The following is a 23847-nucleotide window of genomic DNA, read 5'->3' on the forward strand; positions in this document are numbered from 1 at the left end:
ACACAATGGCAAATAAAATTGACGTTAAAGAATTATTAGAAGCAGGTGTTCACTTCGGACACATGACTCGTAAGTGGGATCCAAACATGGCCCCTTACATCTATATGGAGCGTAATGGAATTCACATTATCAACCTATACAAAACCGCTGCCAAAATTGAAGAGGCTAATGAAGCCATGAAAAAAATTGCAGCATCTGGTAGAAAAATACTTTTCGTAGCTACCAAAAAACAAGCAAAAGATATCGTATCTGAAAAAGCATTAGCTTGTAACATGCCTTACATCACAGAAAGATGGCCTGGTGGTATGTTAACCAACTTCGTTACTATCCGTAAAGCCGTAAAAAAAATGGCCTCTATTGATAAAATGAAAAAAGATGGTACTTTCATGACTTTGTCTAAAAAAGAAAGATTACAAGTTGATCGTCTTCGTGCCAAATTAGAGAAAAACTTAGGTTCTATCTCTGATATGTCAAGATTACCTGCTGCTTTATTCGTAGTAGATATCAAAGCGGAACACATCGCAATCAAAGAAGCACAAAAATTAAACATTCCAGTTTTTGCAATGGTTGATACGAACTCTGATCCACGTGAAGTAGATTACGTTATCCCAGCCAATGATGATGCTTCAAAATCAATTGATAAAATTTTATCTTTAGTAACTGCTGCAGTTATTGACGGATTGGCTAACAGAACTTCTGACAAAGAAGGTGATGATACTCAAGAAGTAGCTGCTGCTGTTGAAACTGTTGCTGCTCCAGAAGAAGTTACAGCTACCGAAACTGCTCCAGAAGTAGTAGCGGTTGTTGAAGAAACTCCTGAAGTAGAAGCTGCAGAAGAAACTAAAACTGAAGAATAAAACAAATTTAAATTCCAAGAATAAAATTCCAAGTTCCAAAGAATTATCAATATTGATGATTTAATAAAGTTGGAATTTGGGATTTTAGAATTGGAATTTGTCTTTTTACAAAAAATTTAAACTTTTAAATTAAAAAATATTATGTCAACAATCACAATTACTGCTGCAGACGTAAATAAATTAAGACAAACTACAGGTGCCGGAATGATGGACTGTAAAAAAGCTTTAGTTGAAGCGGAAGGAGATTTCGATAAAGCTATACAAAACCTTAGAGAAAAAGGGCAAAAAGTTGCTGCTAACCGTTCTGACCGTGAGTCTTCTGAAGGAGCTGCTGTTTCTTTTGTTAATGCTGACAAAACTAAAGGAGCTATCATCACTTTAAACTGCGAAACAGATTTCGTAGGTAAAAATGAAGCTTTTGTAACTTTAGCTAAAGAATTAGTTGAAAAAGCAATCAATTTCTCTTCTAAAGAAGATTTCTTAGCTTCAGATTTCAACGGAATTACTGTGGCGGAAAAATTAATCGAACAAACTGGTGTTATCGGTGAAAAAATCGAAATCGGTGGTTTTGAAATCTTAGAAGGCGCATTCATTGGATCTTATGTTCACGTTAACAAAATTGCGGCATTAACTGCAATTTCTGCACCAATTGACAACGCTGAGGTTTTAACTAAAGACATCTCAATGCAAGTAGCTTCTATGGGAGCTGACACCTTATCTTACAAAGATTTTGATCCTGCTTTCGTTGCTTCTGAACTTGCCGCCCGTATTGCTGTAATCGAAAAAGAAAATGAAGAAGCAAAACGTTTAGGAAAAACTTTAAAAAATGTTCCTAAATATATTTCTTTCTCTCAATTGACTGAAGAGGTTTTAAAACAAGCGGAAGAAGATGCTAAAGCGGAATTAAAAGCGGAAGGTAAACCAGAACAAATTTGGGATAAAATTATTCCGGGTAAAGTACAACGTTTCATCTCTGACAACACTACTTTAGACCAAGAAAAAGCCTTATTAGATCAAAACTTCATCAAAGATGACAGTAAAAAAGTAGGCGATTATGTTAAAGGATTCAACGTTGAAATTACTGGTTTCAAAAGAGTTTCTCTGGGATAATCCTTACTCAATAAAGGTTAAAAATTAAAAAACCCGAGCCATTTGGTTCGGGTTTTTTTCTATAAAATTATCACACTAAAATCTTCTTTAACCCTTCCGAAATACTTCTCCACAACAAATTGTAAAAGGATTTTTCAGGGATGCGTTCCAGTTCAACATTAGTATCTTTGACTTTTTCTTTTGTATCCTTTTTGATAAAAATATTGGCCACAAAAGTCAACAATTTGTTTTTCTTTTTGCGGTCATCATTTTTGTATATCGTAAATTTCAAATCATCATACTTAACAGCAAACTCTCCGGAAGCCTTTTGGTCATTTCCTGTAAAATCAAAATATATTTCATCCATTATTCCTTTAGTAGTTACATTCAAATAAGGCTTGGTAAAAGGAACAATCTTCTCAGTATCAAAATTGGTCAAAGTGCCATTGATGTTGAATCCATCACTTGTATCCATGGGATTGAATCTCCAATTGACCTCCAATGGTGATGATTTCATAAAGCGACAATTAATCTTTATTGTAATATCCGGAAGATTTTTCTTCTTGAAACCACTACTAATACTGTTGGCCGTAAGATTAAAAGAATTAAAACTCAATTTTCCGGAGCCTAGATCAAAAGATTTCTCTTCTTCATATTCCAAAATAGAGTTGCGTACTTTTAGCGTATCTACTTTTAAATCAAATGTCAAATCGCGAAGCAATTTGTTGTAAAGGTACTTTTTCGTTATATCATCCGCTGGCTCTTTTGACCGATAAATATTGGCTGCTACCTGACTTAAATCGATAACATTGCAATGAAAGAAAAAATCATTCTTCTTAAAACCCCAATCCATTTTTCTAACTTTTATAGATTGGCACTTTAAGGTATACAGATCCTTTTCTTTAGGAATTTTAGCTACGAATTCACGACGTGAAAATTCAGGAATCATTTCAAAATGATTGACATTTACATCTGTTTTTGATCCTTTTATCTTTTTGGTTTTAAGGTGGTAAAATTCATTTGGATAGAAATAGAGACTATCACAGCTGAAAGCATAATCTCTAAATTCAAACGGAATTTTATTGTCTAAAGTTTGTTCTGTAATTAAAATCCCCTCGAGTTGCAAATTAATGTTGTGTGCCTTTAAAATAGTCTTCCTGGTTTTAGTGTGAACAATTTTGAGTTCACATTGATGCAAAAAAACATCCGATGCGGCTATAATTTTATCAAAAGACGACACAACAGATTCGCGAATGTTTTCCTTTTCATTCTTGGTATACAAAATGATTTTGGGTTGCTCAATCGTGATGCTTTGAGCTTTGATTTTATCACCGAAAAGAATACTCCAAATTTTAAAATCGTCGACTTTGAGGGACTTTATCTCTGCATAAATTCCGATTTTATTAATAGTATTCAAATGTTTCACTTTTGGAACAATGACTATTTCATAAGCCTGAATGTCTCCATCCCATAAAGAAACTTTAAGATTCTTATAGGTAATATTATAAACAGAATCATTTTTCTTATTGATTATTTTAGGCAATTGCGACTTAATCCAAAGATTTAGACCAATGTTGAGAATGGCTACAAGCAACACCAATGAGCACAAGCCAATAAGAGCTTTCCGATACCATTTCATAGTCATTGATTTAGCGTTAGCCTGTTGTAAATTTAAGCTTAATGTAAATTTAACCCTTACATGATTTTATAATTTATTTATAACAATAAACCATGGATAATAAACTGAAACAAAAAAGCCGATTTAATAAATCGGCCTTATTATTACTTCTTCTCTATCGGAAAGTTTCTCGCTCTCATCAAAGCATCTGTTTTCACTTCTTTACCGCGGAACTTCTTGTAAGCAATCTCCGGATCAATAGTGTTACCTATACTGAACACATTTTCTAACAAACGTTTTCCAACTGCTGCATCATATAATCCTTTGCCATCAACAGTAAAAGCTTCGGTCGCATCGGCACTAATCACATCCGCCCATAAATAACCGTAATAACCAGAAGCATAATCGTCGCCCGAGAAAATATGTCCAAACTGCGGAATTCTGTGACGCATGACAATTTCCGACGGCATATTCAGTTGGTCTAACGTTTGTTTTTCAAATTGTTTCGGGTCGATATCCGGATTTTCCAACAAGTGTAATTTCATATCCACCAAAGCACTCGAAATGGTTTCCACGGTAGAAAAGCCTTCATTAAAAGTCGATGCTTTTTCTATTCTTTCCACCAAAGACATTGGCATTGGTTCTCCGGTTTTGTAATGCAAAGCGAATTTATTCAGCACTTCAGGTGTAGCCAACCAACGTTCCAAAATTTGAGACGGAAACTCCACATAATCTCTAGGTGTATTGGTTCCCGATAAACTCGGATAAGTCACATCGGAACACAAACCATGCAACGCATGCCCGAATTCATGGAACAACGTACTTGCATCATCCCAAGAAATTAAAATCGGTTCGTTCTCGTTTCCTTTAATAAAATTACAGTTATTAGACACTATCGTAATCACATCTCCATCAACTCTGCTTTGATCTCTGTAAGCGGTCATCCAAGCGCCGGAACGTTTGCCTTTACGAGCATACGGATCAAAATACCAAACACCAATGACTTTGCCAGTATTTTTATTAGAAACTTCCCAAACCCTAACATCTGCATGAAAAACCGGTACGTTATAAACCTGTTTGAAATTCAAATTAAACATTTCTCCCGCAACCCAAAACATGCCTTCTCTCAACTTTTCCAATTGCAAATAGGGTTTAGTATCGTTTTGGTCTAAATCATATTTGGCTTTTCTAACCTTTTCAGCATAGTAACGATAATCCCAAGGTTCAATTTTAAACTTTCCGCCTTCAACCTCAACCATTTTCTGCATTTCGGCTACATCTTCATGCACTTTGTTTACAGCAGGTTTCCAAACCGATTCCATCAATGCTAAAGTCTTTTCAGGCGATTTTGCCATGGTGTTTGACAAACTCCAATCGGCAAACGTTTTAAAACCTAAAAGCTTGGCTTTTTCAGCACGAAGCTTTAAAATCTGAACTAAAATCGCATTGTTATTATTTGCATTTGCATTATCGCCACGACTTGAAAATATTTGGAATGCTTTTTCTCTTAAATTTCTCTGGTTAGAAAAAGTCAAAAACGGCTCAATAGAAGAACGCGTATTGGCAATACATCCTAAAACATTCAACTTTCTGTCCTTGGCTTCAGCAATAGCCGCATTTTTCAATTCAATAGGCAACCCATCAAAATCGGCTTCAGTTTTTAGTTCCAAATAATAATTGGTTTCGTCTGCCAGTTGGTTTTGACTGAACTTCGTAAAAAGTCCGGCCAACTCTTGGTTGATTTTGGCAATTTTGGCTTTGCTATTGGCATCCGCTTTAGCGCCTTCACGAACAAAATTCGAATAGTGATACCATACCAAACGTAGCTGTTCAGCGGTTAATTTGTTCTTTTCCGAAGAATTATAAACCGCAGCTATTCGATTGAAAAGCTTGGTGTTTTGATACATTTTATTGTTGGTTTCAAAAAACTTCGGTGTTAGTTCTGTCTCGATAGGTTCAAATTCCGGACTGTTCATGTTGGAACTGTAAATGTCAAAAACTGCCTTAACCTGACTCAATTTCTTTCCTGCTTTTTCCATAGCGACTATGGTGTTTTCAAAAGTGGCTGGTTTTGAATTGTTGGCAATAAGGTCAATTTCATTCAATTTTTCCTGAATCGCAGCTTCAATCGCCGGTTTCAAATCTTTCAGTTGGTAAGTATTAAAAGCCGGAACACCACCATAAGGTCCGCTCCAATTGTTCAAAAAAGGATTTGGATTGGATTGGGCGTTGGCACCTAAAATTGGAGCACTCATAAGCAAAGTCAATATGATTTTTTTCATTGTGAATAACTGTTTTACCAAAAGTACGTAAAAATTAAATCATCTCCTCATCCAAAACTCTTGATTCTCGGGTAATCTTGTCCAAAAAAGAAGTCCTTTAAAAATAAAAATTAACAATAGTCATAGCAATCATCGGATACCTTTTTGATTATATTTGTCTGTAATCAAAACTCATATCCCTTGAAAAAGATCTTTTCTATCGTGTTCTTTGCCCTTTTTACTTTCCAAGTTAATGCCCAATTTGAAAAAACATTGCTATGGGAAATTTCAGGAAAAGGTTTGACAAAGAAATCCTATGTTTATGGCACTTTCCATGTTAATGATAAAATCTCCTATCATCTTTCTGATGCATTTTACAAGCATTTACTGGAAGCAGACATTGTAAGTAATGAAAGTAATCCGGATTCTTGGGGCGAATTGTTTGATTTATACATGAACTACAGACCGCAACAAAGGACTAAATTCTACTCTAAGTTTCAGTTAAAACCTGTGGACAAACAAGACTTATTGCCTTTGTTTACCAATTATAATTTCTTCAACCAAATGTCTTCCGGCGTGGAAGGCAATAAAGCCGATTTCAGCGAAAGCACCGTATTGGATATGTTCATCCATCAAACCGCCAAGAAATACAACAAAAAAACAGTTGGATTGGAAGACGCCAAAAAATCATTCGTCAATTTCAGTAAGGCCGAACAAATGGTTGATTTCAGAAATGAGGAAAAAGAAGTTTCTGAAGAAGAGGAAGAAAAAAAGGCAATACTTACCAAAATCCTAAAAGGCAAATCAATCTATACCACTTTAAAAGATTTTTACCGCGAAAAAGACATCGTAATGCTTGACTCGTTGAGTAAATTATCAGAAAGCCCAAAGAAGCACAAAATCATGATTATTGACCGAAATTATGACATGGTCAAAAGCATTGATTCTTTAGTGCATCAAGGCAGTTTGTTTAGTGCTGTCGGCGCGGCGCATTTAGGCGGAAAAGAAGGCGTTTTACAGCTATTAATCAACAAAGGGTACAAAGTTACTCCGGTGATTGGTCCGCTCACTAAAAAAGGTGAAACCGATAAAAAAACCATCGAAGAGTACTTTCCGGCGCCAAAAATCAAGACCGAGCCTACACCTGATCAAATGATTCAAACCGTTGATTTCGATTTAAACCTCAACTTTGAAAAAATAAAAAGTACGCTCGACATTACTAACGGCGGTGTTTTAAGTATGGTTAGAGTTCCGTTACACAATTACATGCAAAAGAAAAACGAATACTTCAATCACAAAAGTATCGACAGTTTGTTGTACGAATTCATTCCCGGAGATATCTTGGAGAAAAAAGAAATCAAAGACGAAGCTTATATTGGTTATGATGTAAAAAACAAAAGCAAAGCCGGTAATTTCCAACATTATCGTTTTTATGTAACGCCATTGGAAATCATTAGTGTTTCCTTTTCTGGTACGGGAACTTATGTAAAACAATACGAACAAGCCATTTTTGATAAGTTTAAAATCAAAGGTTTCAAAAACACTTGGGAAAAAGTCCAACCTCAAAAAGGCGGCTTTTCAGTGACTATGCCCGAGTTTTGTGTCCAATATGGCAATAGTGACAAAAACTTATCTGATGTGAGTTTTGAAGCCTATGACCCACAAGAAAAAAGTTATTATTTTCTGATTGAAAACACTTCTTTAGACCTGAATTTTATCGACAATAAAAACTTTCAGCACCAACAAATGCAAAATGAATTCTATATGAATCAGGAAATGGAAGAAACGGCTAAGTTTGAAGAAACTACTAAGGATTTTGTCTCTTCTTCCACAAACGAACACCGCAAAGTAAAATTGAAATCGATAATCAAAGGCAATAAATTTTATCTTTTAGGTGCTGTTGATGCTTCAGAACAAAGCAGTAACAAGTTCTTCGATTCCTTTACCTTTGAAGACTTTAAAACTTCGGAGAGTACTGTTTACCGTGACACTTTAGGAAAATATACCATTGAAATTCCTATAAAAATAAACGAACAAACCATCCTTGGCATCGGTAATGATGAAGTTAGATCTATTAGAAGATGGCAAAGAAACCCGGAGATTAATTTTGAACCTAAAGAATTTGATTCTTATACCGGAAAGACAGTTGCTGTTGAAGTAATGAACTATCCAAGATATCTTCAGGTGACCACTTTAGATTCATTAAAAAACGATTACAATAAAGAATTAAAAACACTTTTTGACTCGTACAGAATTCATAAAGAAAACCCTGATCCATTTGTGTCTACTTGGGATAAGTATTTCAAAGAATTTGAAAAGACCGAAGTTTTGAGTAACTCTTTTTCTCATAATGATGCTCTAGGTTGTGAAGTTGCTGATGCTTTGGTAAGTGTTAAAAATTCAGATCAGGCGCTGAAAATTAAGACCTTCTTTATGGAAAACCGAAAAGTTACCATCAAGACTTTGGTAGACAGAAATTATAAAAACGACGATTTGTTTACTGAAAAAGCCTTTTCATCATTTATCCCTGAAAAAACCAACCAAAGAAGTGTTTTTGATGACAAAGTAAAACTGTTTTTAGAGGAAGCAACTAACGAAACCGATTCTATTCGCAAAATAGCGTATAATAACTTGTATAATTTAACCTTAAATGAAACCGATTTTGAGCGCATCACCACTTTTTTGGACACTCATGAATTCGAGGATTCCGATGCTTCTGGCAAAGCCGGTTTGTACCAAAAATTAGGAGATTTAAAACACAAAGGAGTTATTCCATATTTGGAAAATAAATACAAAGCCGAAGGCACAAAAACAACAGAACAGTTAGCCATTCTAAATGCCTTGGCTTCACAAAACACTGAAAATGCCTATCGCCTTGTTTTGAAATTAATGGAATTTGATCTTCCGGTTACCGAAGATGCTTATGAAATAAATCAATTATTTCATTCCTTCGAAGAAAATCTGGAGGAAAGCAAAGTTTTATTTCCCGACATTTTTCAATTTTACGGTATCGAAGAGTACAACAAACCCATCATAAGCTTCTGTAATGCTTTATTGGATAAAAAATTAGGTTCTGCTAAAAAAATCTCCGCTTTTCAAAAACTGATTCTAACGCATTCAAAATTAGAATACAAAAGACTATTGAATCGTGAAGAAAAAAAGGCTTCAGAGGAAGACAATGGCTATGAGGAAGATTATGCTTATGACTATGAAGAAGATGAAAATCCAAACTCAAATCTCCTAAACTATCTTTCTTTATTGTCGCACCTACCAAAAAATACCAGTGCCACTGAATTGATGGGGAAAATAAAAAAATTGGACAATCCTGAAATTCAATTGGAGACATTAAAATTGGAAATTACCCATAATAAAGCCACGAAAGAAATCATTAAAAAAGGCCTCGAAAACCCTAAAACAAAATTCAAAACCATTCTTTTATTAAAAGAAAAAGATGCATTTGATTTCTTGGAAACCATTACAGACGATGACATTGCTGAGGCAGCTATGAGAGATTTTGACAAAATAAAAGAAACCAGTAAAGTACAGTTTTTAGAAAAAAGAGAAATCAAGCAAGGAAGTCATCAGGCTGTATTTTACTTTTATCAGTCGCAAAAAACAAAAGATGATAAAATTATTGGCACTAAAACTTTTCACTCAATGGCTTTTTTACTCGAGAATGGTAAAATCGTTCCAAAAGCATACTTTTCTCCGGTATTAGAAGAAATTGATGAAGAAAATACGGTGGAAAAACTAATGCCGGCCATAATGAAAGAAACCATCAATGCCGATCATTTGGGTGCTAGTTTTAGAAAAAAAGAAAACCGAGAAAACTATTTTAACTACGAGGAATAGGCATGTTTCAATCTAGAAAAGACACGGTATATATTGTGCTTGCAGGCATTTTTATAACCAATGCCATCGTCGCCGAACTTATTGGCGGAAAATTGATTGATGTTGGTTCTGCCGTAATGAGCATTGGTATTCTACCGTGGCCAATTGTATTTGTCACTACCGATTTAATCAATGAATATTTTGGAGAAAAAGGCGTAAAAAGACTTTCCTTCATTACCGCCGGATTGATTGCTTATACTTTTTTCGTTTTATTTTTTGCTATGAAAATTCCGGCTACTGGAATCAGCTCGGTTTCCAGCGAACAATTCAATGCCGTTTTTGGGCAAAGCCAATTGATTATCGTCGGAAGCATTATTGCATTCTTAGCTTCTCAACTAATTGATGTTACTGTTTTTCATTTTGTCAAAAAACGAACGGGCAACAAAATGATTTGGCTCAGAAGTACAGGTTCAACCGTAATTTCACAGTTTTTTGACAGCTTTATTGTCTTGGGAATTGCGTTTTGGCTGCCCGGAATTATAGACACCAAAACCTATATCATTTCAGGATTAACAGGCTATACCGTTAAATTAATTATTGCCGTTGGGATGACACCGTTTATTTATTTAGGACATTCCGTAATTGAAAAATACATTGCCAAAGATGGAAAATAAAATCCGCTGCGCTTGGTGCGAAAAAGACGATTTATATCGAGATTACCACGATAACGAATGGGGAAATCCGGTTTATGAAGACGATAAATTATTCGAGTTTTTAGTCTTGGAAACTTTTCAGGCAGGCTTGAGTTGGTATACCATTTTGAAAAAAAGACACAACTTTCGCAACGCTTTTGACCAATTCGATTACAAAAAAATAGCACAATACAACGAAGACAAAGTACTTGAATTAATGCAAGACGCCGGCATTATTCGCAACGGCTTAAAAATAAAAGGGACGATTGCCAATGCGATTGCGTTTATGAAAGTTCAGGAAGAATTTGGCAGTTTTTCGAAATACATTTGGAATTTCACCGGCGGAAAACCGATTGAAAACAATGTCAAAAAAATGAGCGACATCAAATCAACAACGCCACTTTCCGATGAAATCAGCAAGGATTTAAAGAAACGAGGATTTAAGTTTGTAGGTTCAACCGTTGTTTACGCGCACATGCAAGCCACAGGTATGGTAAATGATCATGTTGCAGCTTGTTGGAAAAGGAATCCGTAAGCAAAACGCAGATTTCAGACGGCAGATTTCAGAACCTTCATAAAAGTCTCCCGAGAAATCTCAAACGCACCCAATTTCTCCAAATGGTCGTTGTGCAATTGACAATCTAAGAGTTTATAATTATTATCTTTTAAGTGTTGCACCAAAGTTACAAAGGCAATCTTACTCGCATTCGGCACTTTGGAAAACATACTTTCGCCACAGAAAACATGTCCTAAATCAACGCCGTATAAACCACCAACGAGTGCTCCATTTTGCCACACTTCCACCGATTGCGCAAAACCCATTTCGTGTAATTTAGTATAGGATTCGATAATGTCTTCCGTAATCCAAGTGCCGTCTTGGTCTTTGCGTACAATTTGTTGGCAATTCCGAATGACTGCTTCAAAGTTTTGGTTGAAAGTGATTTCAAACTTTTTTTGGTTCAGCAAATTACGTATGCTTTTCGAAACCTTATACAATTGTGGCACAACAACCATTCGCTCCGGCGGTGACCACCAAAGAATGGGTTCGTCCGGATTAAACCAAGGAAATATCCCATTGCGATACGCCAACAACAATCGCTCAGTCGACAAATCACCACCAACAGCCAGAACTCCTTCATAGGAAGCTTCATCGACTGGTGGAAAGTATAAATCTTTGGTTAGAAAATGCATAAGAAAGTGTCAAATGTAAAAAGTCTTAAAGTCGAATGTCAAAATTGTAATAAAAATGACGTTTGACTTTAAGACTTTTGGCTTTAAGACGAATGTATTAAAAAGGTAAATCGTCGTGCTCTTCTTCGTTGAAGTTAGTAGCCGGTGCAAAAGCTTCCGCTGGAGGCATTGGCGCCATTCCGGCAGCTGCTGGTGCTTCAGCTTGGAGTTTTTCAACTCTCCAACCTTGAATATCGTTGAAATATTTGGTTTCTCCTTGTGGATTAACCCATTCTCTTCCTCTTAAGTTGATAGAAACTTTTACCGCTTCCCCTACATTATAGTTGTTCAATAAATCGCATTTATCTTGCACAAAATTAATGCTGATAAATTGTGGATATTGCTCTTCTGTAGCCACAACTAATTCTCTTTTTCTAAAACTGGCACTCACTTGTTGCTCAGGATTAATCACTTTAATTTTTCCGGTAACTTCCATAATTATTGTTTTGCTAAAAGTACTTTCCAAGCCGAAAGCACTTCATTATTATTCAAATATTCTTTTGCTTTTTGGTGTATTTTTTGCTCGTCATCCGAACTCAAAACACCTTTCACCGCAAAATTTTGTTGTACAAATATAGTAATTTCTTCTTGCGTTGGCAAGGCTTCTACATTTCCTAATTTACCCAAATCATTACCGTCAAAAATTGGACTTTTTTTAATAAAATCGGGAATCGAATCCACTCCTATCCCCAGTGTTACCAAAGGTTTCTCCACTTCAAACAACCCTTGATTTGAACGTGAATACCAGTTACCGCCTAAACGCGAAACCAAATCAATTTTGCTTTGGTCAATTGCGCCTTTCTCATCCAAAACGTTTTCATTGATGTGAATTTTGACCACTTCGCAAATAATTAAATTGCCTGCGCCGCCTTGATTGCCCAAAGCAATAATTTCGTTGACTTTGCATTCCATTTGCACCGGACTTTCAGCCACGCGAAACGGCTTTACCATATCTGAAGGCAACATCGTCAAACCCGATTTAAGGAATTCGTTCACGCCATCGGCATATTCCGTACTCGACAAAGATGCCTGTTGGACAATGTCATAATTTACCACGTTAATCACAACTTGTTTCGTGGCTTCGCAGTTTTCTAAAGTATGCTTGGTTGTATTGTTTCTCACGCGTCGCGCCGGCGAAAAAACCAAAATTGGCGGATTGGAACTAAACACATTAAAAAAACTGAAAGGCGACAAATTAGGTTTGCCGTTTTTATCGACTGTACTCGCAAAAGCAATTGGGCGTGGCGCTACCGCACTTTGCAAATATCCTTGCAATTGCGCAGGTGACAGCGTATGAGGTTCAAAACTGAGCATATTTTTTGTTTTCCCCAAAAATACAATTTTTATTGATTTTAGGAGCGAAAGGTTTGGGCATTCTTGGAGTCCATTTTCCTGCTATTCGCTTTATCGTCCCAAAAGACGATACCGCTACTATCAGGGCTAAATACAATTCGTCTTGCCCTTTTGGTGCTTTTGTCTATATTTATAAAAAATTTGTCAATGCAGTTTTCCGAGAAAAGAAACACCACCCGTTGGATCATCATCATGGCTTCGTTTGTCATCGTGACTTTGATTCTCTGGAATACTTATACCTTTTTTCAAATCTTCAAAAACGAAGAGCGCTTGAAGATGGAACTTTGGGCCAATGCTCAAAAGACATTTATCAATGCCGACCCGGAAACCGGTGATGTTGAATTACCCGGGTTGATCATGAGCAATAACAAAACAATACCGCTTATCCAAACTGAAAATAATAAAATTATCAATCACGTTAATATCGATGAAAGTATTGCTGCCGATGAAACAAAATTGAAGGCTTATCTGGAAACCTTGAAAAAGCAGAATGACCCGATCATCATTGAATACAATCCCGGAAAATATTGGAAACTATATTATGGCAACTCTTCGTTGCTCAATAAATTAAAATACTATCCGGTGGCTTTGCTGTTGATTATTTTCCTTTTTGGCGGCTTGGTCTACAATTTTTACAGAAGTACCAAAATGGCCACTCAAAACAAACTTTGGGCGGGTATGGCGAAAGAAACTGCACACCAAATCGGAACACCTTTGTCTTCCTTAATTGGTTGGCTCGAAATCATGAAAGCCGATAATGTTGATGCCACAACAATCTCTGAAATTGAAAAAGACATCACAAGGCTGCAAACCATTACGGATCGTTTTTCAAAAATCGGTTCAGAACCAATTCTTGAAAAACGAAATATTATAGAAGAAACCGAACAATCCTTTGAATATTTGCAGTCGAGATTTTCCAAACAAGTTGAGTTCTCTTTTAAAGCACCTAAAAAACCCATAATGGTATCCATCAATCCGGCTTTACACAGTTGGACTGTCGAAAACTTGGTTAAAAATGCCATCGATGCAATGAAAGGCAGAGGAAAATTATCGGTTGTGATTGAAAGCGACAATGCTTTCGTAAAAATTATGGTTAGTGATACCGGAAAAGGCATTCCGAAAAATCAATTCAAACGTGTCTTTGAACCCGGTTTTACTACTAAAAGACGTGGTTGGGGTTTGGGTTTATCTTTAACCAAAAGAATTGTAGAAGAATACCATAAAGGAAAAATAAAAGTACTTCACTCTGAGATTGACAAAGGCACAACGATGCAAGTTTCGTTCAAAAAATGGCAAAAACCAAATTAACGTTGCTTTGACAACATCAATTTTCTGCCAATTTTGTTCTTGTTCAAATACTCATTCAAATAAGCTTCCTGTTTGTCAACTTCCAATAGGGTTTGACTAATATTCTTTTTTAAACCGGAAAGCATGGCGCTGTTTTGACTCCCTACTGAACCCACTTTATAGACATCATCATTGCATTTTTTGAATTTGTCTTTAATCGTTTTCATCATATTTCTCATTTCATCATCAGAAATCGTTGGTTTAAAATTCCGCTGTCTGTAAAACATAAAATCATTAAGATAACTGATGGCTTCATTGTAATTGGCCACAACTTCATTCAACTTTTCAATGTTTTTGTTCTGGGTTAAGGCTGTAAATTGGTTTTTTAAATAAGTATGGTATTGAGAAATCAAAGGGTTTTTAAAACCATTTTTCTCTACTCTTGCCGCGGCTTGAAAAGCTTGTTCTCCTTCGGATAATTTTTCGTATTTATCAATTTCAGTTTGGTAATCAAAGTTGGTTTTCGTTTTATTGACCGTTTCTTTACCCTCATAAAATTCTTGATTGGTCCAAGGAGAACTCAAAAACTGCCACAAATAGTCAAAAGGCATGTGTGAGTGAATCATTTTTTGGGGCTCTACTTTGAAGTAATTGTCATTGCGTTTTTTAACGAATTTTTGTTTGTCAACATAACCCGCGCCCCAAGTTGGGTCAAACAAAAACCATTTTCCATCAATTTTTGAAGCACACCAAGCATGAGAAATTGGCGCTACTTGTCCGGCTTGCCTAGTATAACCGGAAATAATATAGGTTTTGAGACCTAATTTATTAGCGATGTCCTTGAAAATTTCTGCATAGTGAATGCAAACACCTTTTCTTGATTTTAATGTTTTATCGATTTTTTCCTGTGGCGAATCCAGTTGGTTTGGCTCAAACATATTCGGCACATCATAGCTAATATTGGTTGTTGTCCAATAAAACACCGCTCTTATTTTTTCGGTTTCGGTTTTAAAATTTGAATTGATATAACGTACTATTCCATTAGTAGTTGTGGTTAAACTATCCGGAACTTGGGCCATCTTTTGATCAAAAGTCAAATACTCATTGGTAGTTTGTCCAATGGAAAATTGGACTAAAAAGAGTAGTAAAAGGATAAAACTGTTTTTCATGATTTTTTATCATAAAAAACCCTGCCAAAATTTTAAAATTCGCAGGGTTATCTGTTTTTTTTTAAGTAAAATTTAATTACAAATGGCTTTGAATGGCTTTGGCTAAATCTTCAAATTCTTCTTTAGTCAAAGACACTTTTCGCTGGAAACGCATGTCATCCATATCGTGAAGCGGAATCAAATGCACGTGAACATGTGGCACTTCTAATCCAACAACTGCAACGCCAATACGCTTACAGGGAACTGTTTTTTCAACAGCCTTGGCTATTTTTCGGGAGAATTGCATCAAACCTAAATATAACTCTTCTTCCATGTCGAAAATCTTATTGATTTCTTGCTTGGGAATACAAAGCGTATGTCCTTTTGCATTTGGATTAACATCCAGAAAAGCCAAATAGTTATCGTCTTCAGCAATTTTATATGCAGGAATTTCGCCGTTGATTATTTTGGTGAATATGGAACTCATTCTTTCGTTTTAAAAAATAACTGAACACTAGAAACTGAACACTGAATACTAATCAATTAGTCTCTTGAGATTTCTAAAATTTCAAAATTCAATTTGCCGTTTGGCACACTGATTTCGGCAATCTCGCCTACTTTTTTGCCCAATAACCCTTTCCCGATTGGCGAACTCACCGAAATTTTTCCGGTTTTTAAATCGGCTTCACTTTCGGCTACCAAAGTGTATTTCATTTCCATACCATTCGCTTGGTTTTTGATTTTCACATTCGATAAAACCAACGCTTTTGAAACGTCTAATTGTGATTCATCTATCAATCTGGCGTTAGAATATACTTCTTCCAATTTGGCAATTCTCATCTCCAACATACCTTGTGCTTCTTTGGCGGCGTCATATTCTGCGTTCTCAGACAAATCGCCTTTATCTCTGGCTTCCGCAATGGCTTGAGAAGCTTTTGGTCGTTCTATACTCTTTAATTGTTCTAATTCGTCCTTTAATTTCTTCAATCCATCTGCCGTGTAATACGATACTGTACTCATAATTTCATCATTTATATAAATAGAAAAAATCCCATCGCAACGGGATTTCTTTTTGCAAAGATATTATTTTAAAACTTATTTCAAATTTGTTAGCGTTTAGTAACGCATGTCAAAGTTAATTAATTTAAATTTGTTTCGCTATAGTAATCAAATAAATTTACATGAAAAAGATAATCGTTCTATTATTAATATTGCCTTTTGCCTTCGGTTGTGATGGCGGCAGTATCAATAACCGCAATCCTAATATCCCGAATTATACTGTCTATCTGCAAATCAATATGAATTTGCCGGGTTATTCTAATCTACAGTTTCCAAGCAATCATATTGTTGATTATGGTGCAACTTCAGGTGCTCGTGGGATAGTAGTCTTTAATACCGGAAGCGGTTTCGTAGCTTTTGATTTGGCCTGTCCAAACCAACCTTTTGACACTTGTACTTCGCCAATGACCATTAGTGGTATTGAAGCAACTTGTGACTGTGATGATACCGTTTATAATTTATTCTCCGGTCAAAGTCCGGGTCAACCTTATCCAATGAAACAATATCGCGTTGACATCAACGGAAATACATTGATTGTAACCAATTAAAAAAAGCCAGACAATTTAGTCTGGCTTTTTGTTTTAAAATTTTAATGTCATTCCGGCTAAGAAATTAATTCCGGCTTGCGGATAAAATCCGGCACCTTCAAGGGTTGTGACGCTTCCGGGATTGCTCCAATCATCATCATAAGTATAAAAATAACCATTGGATTCATATTCCAAATCGAACAAATTATTGACCAAAGCTGAAAACACAATCGACTTCAATCCTTTGTTGATTTTCCACTCATAAGAAGCATTCAAATCATTGACAAAATAAGCGTCTAGCTTTGAATTGTCTGAATCGATATTGCCCATGTATTGTTCGCCAACCAATTTAGACAGCAAAGAAATCTGAAAATCTTTTGTAGGTAAAAATGTGATTCTGTTTCCGAAAACCACATTAGGTGAAAAAGCAATATCGGTACTGCCTAAATTTTGCAAAACACCATCTCTTTGAAAGTAGAAATCACGGTTTTTATTTTGGCTTAAAGTAATATTTGGATTCAAAATCAATTTGTCCGTAATGACAATTACTGATTCTATTTCTAAACCTATGCGATAACTTTTACCGCTGTTCGTGAAAATTGGAGAACCTACATCGTTTAAAGCACCTGTCAAAACCAATTGATTGAGGTAGTTCATGTAAAAAGCATTGGCGGAAATTTTCACTTTTTTCGAATTGTATTTCCAACCCAATTCATAATCAAATAAACGCTCCGGTTTCACACTTCCGCTTTCATAATCATCGCGCCTTGGTTCTTTATTGGCCACACCGAAATAACCATACAATGAGTTCTTATTATTCAGATCATAATTCAAACCTACTTTAGGATTAAAAAATCGGAACGTATCATTTACATCACTAAATCGAAAACTGGTGGCTTCGTAAAAAACCATTCGGTATTGTAAATCAGCAAAGACATTGAGTTTCCCAACTTGCTGAGAAACTTTGGCATAAAAATTCACGTCGTCTTTATTGCCAATATTGTTATAATAACGGTTGGCATTGGGTACATAATATTGTGTCCAAACTACTTCTCCAAAATGGTCGCCCAAATATCGATTTGCCGCTCCGCCAAGTAAAACATCGGTTTTAGGGGTTTTGTAGTTCAAAGAAAAAGTAGCGCCAAAAAAATCATTGTCCAACCATCTTTTTCGCACTAAATCGGAAATCGAGTTTCCTTGAAAATCGGGCAAATTATAATCGGCCAACGCTTCATCTTCTCTGTATTGTTCAAAATAGCCTTTCCCTATGGTGTAATGCAACGCCGTGTTCGAAATCCATTTTTCAGACCACTTTTCAGACCAATGCAATTGGAAATGATTTTGGGTATAATTATCCGTTTCGTCATCGTAGAATTGCATGTTGCCGTTTTCGTCAAAATACATTCCTGCCGGATTGAAAGTTCGGTCGTTTTCCAATTGTTCAGGATCTTCTATTCCGTACCAAGCTTGATAGGTTTTCTCTTTTCCGCCGAAAGCCAAAGCTTTAATCAAAGTCGTTTTGGTCACATAGTTGGCATTAAAAAAATACCCGAAAAGATTAGACGAAGCCCTGTCAATAAAACCATCTGAGGCAATATTGGAAAAACGGGCATTCATTTCAAAGTTGTTGTGCAAGCCGGTTCCAAAAGCTAAAGTGTGTTTGCGTGTTCCGAAACTTCCTACGGAATTGGCGATTTCGGCATAGGATTTTTCCTGATAGGATTTGGTTTGCATGTTCAAACTCGCGCCAAACGCTCCGGCACCATTCGTTGACGTTCCGACGCCTCGTTGTAACTGAATACTTTCTAACGAAGAAGCAAAATCGGGTAAATTGACAAAGAAAGTACCTTGGCTTTCGCTGTCATTAAACGGAATGCCGTTTAAAGTCACATTGATTCTGGAACCATCGGCACCACGAACTCTCATGTAGGTATAGCCAACACCATTTCCGGCATCAGTTGTAGTAACGACTGACGGTAAATAATTGAGTAAAATGGGAATGTCTTGTCCTAAATTTCGCGGCGCAATTTCTTTCTTGGAAAGATTGGTAAAGGTGATTGGGTTTTTGCCTTTGGCCCTGACAGCGGAAACCGTCACTTCGTCGAGTTGGTTGACTTTAGTAGTGTCTTGTTGTTTTTGCTGCGCAAAGAAGGCAGAGGGCAGAAAGCAGAAAGCAGAAAGCAGAAATATTTTCTTGCTTGTTTTGAATAAAGTTTTCATTCGTAAAATGTTACGAATAAAAGGGGTAATTATTCTTGGTTAAAAAATTAAATTGATACTCTTGACAGGACAAACGTGCACTTTTATCTTGTCTAATCCCTAAACAGCATTACCTGTTCTAGGTTCGTTGGGTATAATCTCAGCTCGTTATTTAGAGCACCCCTTTGAGACTCGGCAAAGATAGCGCTATAAATTCAAAAAAATCAAATTCCAAAAAATTAAAAATGTGGTTTACGCCTATTTTGTTTGATTTCCGAGAGATTGCGTTTGGCTTTGATTCTTTTTTCAATGACCGAACGAGGCGTTTTGGTGGCTTTTCGTTTTTTGGGAACAATCAAAGCTTTGCTGATTAATTCTAAAAAGCGTTTGGTGATTATGGTTTTGTTTTTAAGTTGGCTTCGGTCTTCGTCGCAGTTTAAAATTAATATTTGCTCCGAAGTTAATCTGGTTGCCAATTTGGTTGAAAGCAATTCTTTTTCTTCTTCTTCAAGTGCTTTAGAATTTTTTAAATCAAAAGTCAATACTACTTTCGAAGAAACTTTATTGACATTTTGACCGCCGGAACCCGAACTTCTCACCGCTTTAAATTGAAGTTCTGTGAGCATTAAATCAGTTTTCATATTGGGGTTGGTGAGCAGGTTTGAGCAAGTCATTCACTGTTTTTACCGGATTGAAAGTAACCAAAGGTACTTCGACAAAAACGGTAATCCATTTGGCCATGGCGCCATTCCAAAGGCCTGGTAATTCGTAGCCTTTTAAATCTTTGCCTTTGTTGTTTTTGTGTACGATAAAACCGGTGCTTGGGTCGACAAATTGGGTTAAATCGAACTTCTGTCCTTGATAATTTTTAGTGGCACAAACCAAATCCACCGGATTAAAATGGGTGGCTTTGGCTAAAATTTCAATTTGTTCGGAATTATGGTTATCTACTTGAGAACTTTCCACAATTTGCAACGAAACATTGCCTTTGAAACTTCTTACCCAAAATGGTCCGCCTCCAGGTTCGCCTTCGTTTTTAACCATACCGCAAATGCGAATCGGTCGGTTTAATTTGTTTTTGATAAAGTCGATTTTATTCTCTAAAGTATATTTGTAGAAATCTTCAAACACATCAATATTCAACTTTTGCTTCATAAAATCGATGATTGGCGGTATATTTTCTTCTTTCAAATCTTTACTGTCAACCGTCTCAAGGATTTGAAATATTTGTTCTTGTAATTCTAATAAAACCCCCGCTAGTCCTTTTTTGTAAAGCGTAATTTCTTCAATGTGATTTTGAATCACATTGTCTATATTTTTGATAAAAATAACATCGGCTTCTAAATTATTCAAATTATTAATCAGCGCGCCATGTCCGCCGGGACGGAAGACCAACATTCCCTCTTCATTGCGAAACGGTTGGTTATTCTTAGTTACGGCAATCGTATCGGTACTTTTATCCTGATAAGAGTAACTAACGTTTAAATTGGTATTCGATTTTGCTTCTACTTTAGTTTTTACATCGTTGATAATCTTTTGAAACAAAGCTTCGTGGTTTTCAGAAACGGTAAAATGCAGATGGGAAACCGAATTTGATGTAGCATAAAAAGCACATTCATTTAAATGTTCTTCAACCGGTGTAGCAATATGGTTGGCATATTTATGAAAATCGAGAACCGCTTTGGGTTTGTTGGCAAAATCAAAATAGTCATGTGCCAACATCAATTTGATAAAGTGATAACTTTTTTCGTGACTTTCGAGTGAATAGTAATTAGGGTGAAGTTCTTTTAATTTAGATTTTATTTCTCCATAAAAAGGAAACTTCTCAATTCCGGCCAAGAAAATCGGGAGATTTTTGTCTTTCTTTCGGTTGATGTAAGCGTTGATGGTTTCGTTTTCATGGTCAAAATCGATTAAAAACTCGTTCAAGAATTTAAACATTCTACTTGCCGCGCCTGATGCAGGAACAAACTTTTTAAGTTTAAGATTTGATTTCTTTTGGTCAAAAAAATCAGCTTGTTTTTGAAATTCTTCGCTGGTCAATTTTACAATTCCGTCGGCAATCGTAGCCGGTCTTTCCAAATATATCTTTGGAATTCCGGATTGAAACAACAAAAGTTCACCTTCAATTTTATCCAAAGCAATACCGTGTGCTTTGATTTGCTCAAAGTCGGTTTCTGTTAGTTTGTATTTTTTGGCTAAGCTTTCTTTTCTTGTAAAATTCTCTTCCATTCTAAATAGCCATAAATGGCAATAATTGTAAATATTAAATACTGAATACTGGTAAAAGAATAGCCTTTGGCAAAATACATTGGGATAGAAATGATATCGCCAATAATCCACAAAATCCAATTCTCTATTTTCCGTTTAGCCATCAACCACATTCCAACAAAGAAAATTCCGGTTACAAAAGTGTCGACGTACGTAGTCCAGTGGGTAAATTTATCAAAAAATGTGTAAACAACGACCACAAAAGCAATAGTTAATGTAAATATGACCACTGACCATTTCTTTTCGGCAGTATTCATTCTCGAAATAGGAAACTCGACTACATCGTCTTTCTTTCTGGTCCAGTGATACCAACCGTAAATACTCATGACGACGTAGTAAAAATTAATCATCATATCGCCCAACAAAGACCATTTAAAGAGCAAATAAACATAAATCGCTGTATTGATTATCCCTGTTGGGAAAACCCAAATATTGTCTTTTTTGGCAAACCAAACGCTCACTAATCCGAAAAAAATAGCCACCAACTCCAACACAATTTCATAGGTTGGATAGTTTTTATATTGGGAAAATAGAAATTCGAGCATTAGTCAAAAAAGTTTATATCATTTTCAAAAGCCGTTCCGATAACGACCATATCAGCTCCGGCGTTAAATGCGTCTTCAATTCCTTTTTTGGAACGAATACCGCCACCAACAATCAACGGCACAGAAATTCTCTTAGCCACCATTGAAATCATTTTTAATGGAACCGCTTTTTGCGCACCACTTCCGGCTTCAAGGTAGATTAATTTGTTTCCTATTAACTCTCCGGCTTTGGCGGTTTGGGCTGCGTAATCATAATTGTTTCTGTCTAAAGGTTTGGTTTTACTGACTCTTTGCACTGCCGTTTCGCTCCCGCTTTCAATTAAAATATAGCCGGTTGAGATGATTTCCAAATTGGTTTTTTCCAAAATAGGAACGGCATTAATTTGGTGTTCAATTAAATAATCAGAATTTCTACCGGAAAGCAATTGTAAAAACAAAATGCCGTCAGCTTCAGCGGAAATTTGGGTTGGATTTCCCGGGAATATTAGTATTGGCAAAGTTGTTTTTTGCTTCAGCAATGCTACTAATTCACACAGATGATTGCCGTCGAAAGAACTGCCGCCAATGAAAATATGGGTTGCCGGTGATTGATTTATTTTTTCTGTCAAAACCGAAATGTCTTCAACCGTCACTTTATCGGGGTCGATTAAAATGGCTAAAAGTTTCTGTGCCTTTTTTCGGAAAGATAAAATTTGGTTGAATACCATCGAATTTATTATTTATTTAGGATTAACAGCCGCAGAATCCATATAATTCCTTTTTTTCCTGAGGTTGGTCTTTGTACTGTATTAGCATAGTGCCTTTAAGTAGTGACACTTCATCGTCTTCGGCTATTTTTTTTACATCCACCGACAATTGATAGTCTTCATTCCTGAATTCTTTTGCGTAGTGCATGATTGGAAACCAGGTTGTGTCAATTGCAACTAACCGAAGCCTAACAAAATCGCCTTTAATTTTTATATAACAAATGCTGTCCAAATTATCCGAATAAATGTACTTACCGCCTTTTTTATAATCCTTTTCAGTTAAGGAAAAAACACAGCCCGGACCATCTATCTCTTCAGGAAAATTCTCGAAAGATTCTAAATCCAGGTGCTTTTTTGGTTTTAAGATTTTTTCGTCTGATTGAATATTAGTTGTCATGTTATTATGATCAACCCCCTTTTCTGACTTGTTGCACGAAATTAATATCGCTAAAAAGACTATTACAATTGGACTTCTTTTCATTTTTTAGATTTTTCAAAAGCGCACACAAAGGCATAGTTCTCGATAAAATCAAAAAGAATATCAAAGTGTTCTACTTGGTTATTGAACCTCAATTCGACGGTGCAGTTTTTATCAACTAAGTTGAAACTGTTTTCAAAAATATGGTCTTTAAAACTGATTCCGATTTCATTTTTAATTTTAAATACGGATTCTTTGATGCCCCAAACTACAGTGGCTTTTCTGAGCAAATCTTCCTCTGAAAGGTTAACCAAATGGGAAACATCCATAAATCGCGGAGCTAGTTTTACCGTTTTATCTTTTAGAATCTCTAAATCGGCACCGATATTGACCTCACTCAAAACAATAACTGAAAATTCATTAGAATGCGAGATAGAAATGTGTTTACCGTCTTTTAAATGCGGTTTGCCAAATTCGTCATAATACAAATCAAAATCATTGTAGCCGGCTTCCATCAGTAATCTTCTTACGCTAAGAAAGCCTTTTTGGTGACTTTCGGCTTTCATGCCTTCTAACCTTGCTAACGAAACGTCTTTCAACGCTACGCTGCGAAACAGTTCATCGAAAGATTCGGTGATTTTCCAAACGTACAAATGCGTCGTTTTGTTTAAAGCTTTGATTTTTAGTAACGGCATGGGTAATTTTTAAATTATCTG

22 protein-coding genes and 1 riboswitch are annotated in these 23847 nt (G+C 36.0%); of the genes, 7 read left to right on the forward strand and 15 right to left on the reverse strand.

Annotated elements, in window-relative coordinates; translation table 11 throughout:
- Window positions 1-5 precede the first annotated feature (5 nt).
- Together rpsB and tsf are read left to right on the forward strand one after the other, a co-directional pair.
- Window positions 6-857 carry a 30S ribosomal protein S2 gene (rpsB, locus tag C8C84_RS02105; protein ID WP_233549703.1) on the forward strand — a complete coding sequence of 284 codons (852 nt, stop codon included), beginning with the start codon at window positions 6-8 and terminating at the stop codon, window positions 855-857.
- A gap of 141 nt (window positions 858-998) precedes the next feature.
- Complete coding sequence (tsf, locus tag C8C84_RS02110) at window positions 999-1967, forward strand: translation elongation factor Ts (RefSeq protein ID WP_121311955.1); 969 nt, start codon at window positions 999-1001, stop codon at window positions 1965-1967.
- 70 nt (window positions 1968-2037) lie between these two features.
- On the opposite strand, the gene C8C84_RS02115 is transcribed toward tsf, so the two are convergent.
- Together C8C84_RS02115 and C8C84_RS02120 are read right to left on the reverse strand one after the other, a co-directional pair.
- Window positions 2038-3585, reverse strand: coding sequence for a hypothetical protein (locus tag C8C84_RS02115; protein ID WP_147406802.1), 1548 nt, complete (start codon window positions 3583-3585; stop codon window positions 2038-2040).
- Window positions 3586-3728: 143 nt separating this feature from the next.
- Entirely contained in the window at window positions 3729-5846 is a 2118-nt protein-coding gene (locus C8C84_RS02120; RefSeq protein ID WP_121311957.1) for a M3 family metallopeptidase, read from the reverse strand.
- Between the two features lie 180 nt (window positions 5847-6026).
- Here C8C84_RS02120 and C8C84_RS02125 point away from each other — a divergent pair, with 180 nt between their 5' ends.
- The 3 genes from C8C84_RS02125 to C8C84_RS02135 are packed head-to-tail and all read left to right on the forward strand — an operon-like array spanning window position 6027 to window position 10883.
- Window positions 6027-9677, forward strand: coding sequence for a TraB/GumN family protein (locus C8C84_RS02125; protein ID WP_158592543.1), 3651 nt, complete (start codon window positions 6027-6029; stop codon window positions 9675-9677).
- Window positions 9678-9679: 2 nt separating this feature from the next.
- Entirely contained in the window at window positions 9680-10330 is a 651-nt protein-coding gene (locus tag C8C84_RS02130; RefSeq protein WP_121311959.1) for a queuosine precursor transporter, read from the forward strand.
- On the forward strand, window positions 10320-10883 hold the full coding sequence (locus tag C8C84_RS02135) for a DNA-3-methyladenine glycosylase I (protein WP_121311960.1): 564 nt from the start codon (window positions 10320-10322) through the stop codon (window positions 10881-10883). The genes C8C84_RS02130 and C8C84_RS02135 overlap by 11 nt, the downstream gene beginning before the upstream one ends.
- A 14-nt stretch (window positions 10884-10897) precedes the next feature.
- On the opposite strand, the gene aat is transcribed toward C8C84_RS02135, so the two are convergent.
- From aat to C8C84_RS02150, 3 genes are all read right to left on the reverse strand, one after another.
- Window positions 10898-11539, reverse strand: coding sequence for a leucyl/phenylalanyl-tRNA--protein transferase (gene aat, locus C8C84_RS02140; RefSeq protein ID WP_121311961.1), 642 nt, complete (start codon window positions 11537-11539; stop codon window positions 10898-10900).
- A 97-nt stretch (window positions 11540-11636) separates the two neighbouring features.
- On the reverse strand, window positions 11637-12014 hold the full coding sequence (locus C8C84_RS02145) for a DUF3127 domain-containing protein (protein WP_121314941.1): 378 nt from the start codon (window positions 12012-12014) through the stop codon (window positions 11637-11639).
- A 2-nt stretch (window positions 12015-12016) separates the two neighbouring features.
- Window positions 12017-12892, reverse strand: coding sequence for a flavin reductase family protein (locus tag C8C84_RS02150; protein ID WP_121311962.1), 876 nt, complete (start codon window positions 12890-12892; stop codon window positions 12017-12019).
- 186 nt (window positions 12893-13078) lie between these two features.
- Here C8C84_RS02150 and C8C84_RS02155 point away from each other — a divergent pair, with 186 nt between their 5' ends.
- Complete coding sequence (locus tag C8C84_RS02155; protein ID WP_121311963.1) at window positions 13079-14239, forward strand: PAS domain-containing sensor histidine kinase; 1161 nt, start codon at window positions 13079-13081, stop codon at window positions 14237-14239.
- Here the strand turns inward: C8C84_RS02155 and C8C84_RS02160 are convergent.
- The 3 genes from C8C84_RS02160 to greA form a co-directional block, all read right to left on the reverse strand.
- On the reverse strand, window positions 14236-15387 hold the full coding sequence (locus C8C84_RS02160) for a transglutaminase domain-containing protein (protein ID WP_121311964.1): 1152 nt from the start codon (window positions 15385-15387) through the stop codon (window positions 14236-14238). The genes C8C84_RS02155 and C8C84_RS02160 overlap by 4 nt on opposite strands.
- A 76-nt stretch (window positions 15388-15463) precedes the next feature.
- Window positions 15464-15853 (reverse strand): HIT family protein, encoded by a 390-nt coding sequence (locus tag C8C84_RS02165; protein ID WP_121311965.1) that lies wholly within the window; start codon window positions 15851-15853, stop codon window positions 15464-15466.
- Between the two features lie 56 nt (window positions 15854-15909).
- A complete protein-coding gene (greA, locus tag C8C84_RS02170; RefSeq protein ID WP_121311966.1) occupies window positions 15910-16386 on the reverse strand; it encodes a transcription elongation factor GreA in 477 nt (158 codons plus the stop codon).
- 161 nt (window positions 16387-16547) lie between these two features.
- Between greA and C8C84_RS02175 the strand changes: the two genes are divergently transcribed.
- Window positions 16548-16973 (forward strand): hypothetical protein, encoded by a 426-nt coding sequence (locus C8C84_RS02175; protein WP_121311967.1) that lies wholly within the window; start codon window positions 16548-16550, stop codon window positions 16971-16973.
- A 33-nt stretch (window positions 16974-17006) separates the two neighbouring features.
- On the opposite strand, the gene C8C84_RS02180 is transcribed toward C8C84_RS02175, so the two are convergent.
- The 7 genes from C8C84_RS02180 to C8C84_RS02210 form a co-directional block, all read right to left on the reverse strand.
- Window positions 17007-19172 carry a TonB-dependent receptor gene (locus C8C84_RS02180; protein WP_121311968.1) on the reverse strand — a complete coding sequence of 722 codons (2166 nt, stop codon included), beginning with the start codon at window positions 19170-19172 and terminating at the stop codon, window positions 17007-17009.
- A 79-nt stretch (window positions 19173-19251) separates the two neighbouring features.
- Window positions 19252-19345, reverse strand: a riboswitch (TPP riboswitch).
- Between the two features lie 45 nt (window positions 19346-19390).
- Window positions 19391-19777 carry an alternative ribosome rescue aminoacyl-tRNA hydrolase ArfB gene (arfB, locus tag C8C84_RS02185; protein ID WP_370453638.1) on the reverse strand — a complete coding sequence of 129 codons (387 nt, stop codon included), beginning with the start codon at window positions 19775-19777 and terminating at the stop codon, window positions 19391-19393.
- 4 nt (window positions 19778-19781) lie between these two features.
- Window positions 19782-21383 carry a DUF4301 family protein gene (locus C8C84_RS02190; protein WP_121311970.1) on the reverse strand — a complete coding sequence of 534 codons (1602 nt, stop codon included), beginning with the start codon at window positions 21381-21383 and terminating at the stop codon, window positions 19782-19784.
- The gene (gene pnuC / locus C8C84_RS02195) at window positions 21350-21967 is read right to left on the reverse strand and encodes a nicotinamide riboside transporter PnuC (RefSeq protein WP_121311971.1); all 618 of its coding nucleotides are present in this window, start codon (window positions 21965-21967) and stop codon (window positions 21350-21352) included. The genes C8C84_RS02190 and pnuC overlap by 34 nt, the downstream gene beginning before the upstream one ends.
- Window positions 21967-22674 (reverse strand): geranylgeranylglyceryl/heptaprenylglyceryl phosphate synthase, encoded by a 708-nt coding sequence (locus C8C84_RS02200; RefSeq protein WP_121311972.1) that lies wholly within the window; start codon window positions 22672-22674, stop codon window positions 21967-21969. The genes pnuC and C8C84_RS02200 overlap by 1 nt, the downstream gene beginning before the upstream one ends.
- 22 nt (window positions 22675-22696) lie before the next feature.
- Complete coding sequence (locus C8C84_RS02205; protein WP_121311973.1) at window positions 22697-23194, reverse strand: hypothetical protein; 498 nt, start codon at window positions 23192-23194, stop codon at window positions 22697-22699.
- Window positions 23191-23826: a 4'-phosphopantetheinyl transferase superfamily protein gene (locus tag C8C84_RS02210; RefSeq protein WP_121311974.1), complete on the reverse strand. Its 636-nt coding sequence runs from the start codon at window positions 23824-23826 to the stop codon at window positions 23191-23193. The genes C8C84_RS02205 and C8C84_RS02210 overlap by 4 nt, the downstream gene beginning before the upstream one ends.
- Window positions 23827-23847: the final 21 nt, after the last annotated feature.

Source organism: Flavobacterium sp. 102 (genome assembly GCF_003634615.1).
Lineage (GTDB): Bacteria > Bacteroidota > Bacteroidia > Flavobacteriales > Flavobacteriaceae > Flavobacterium.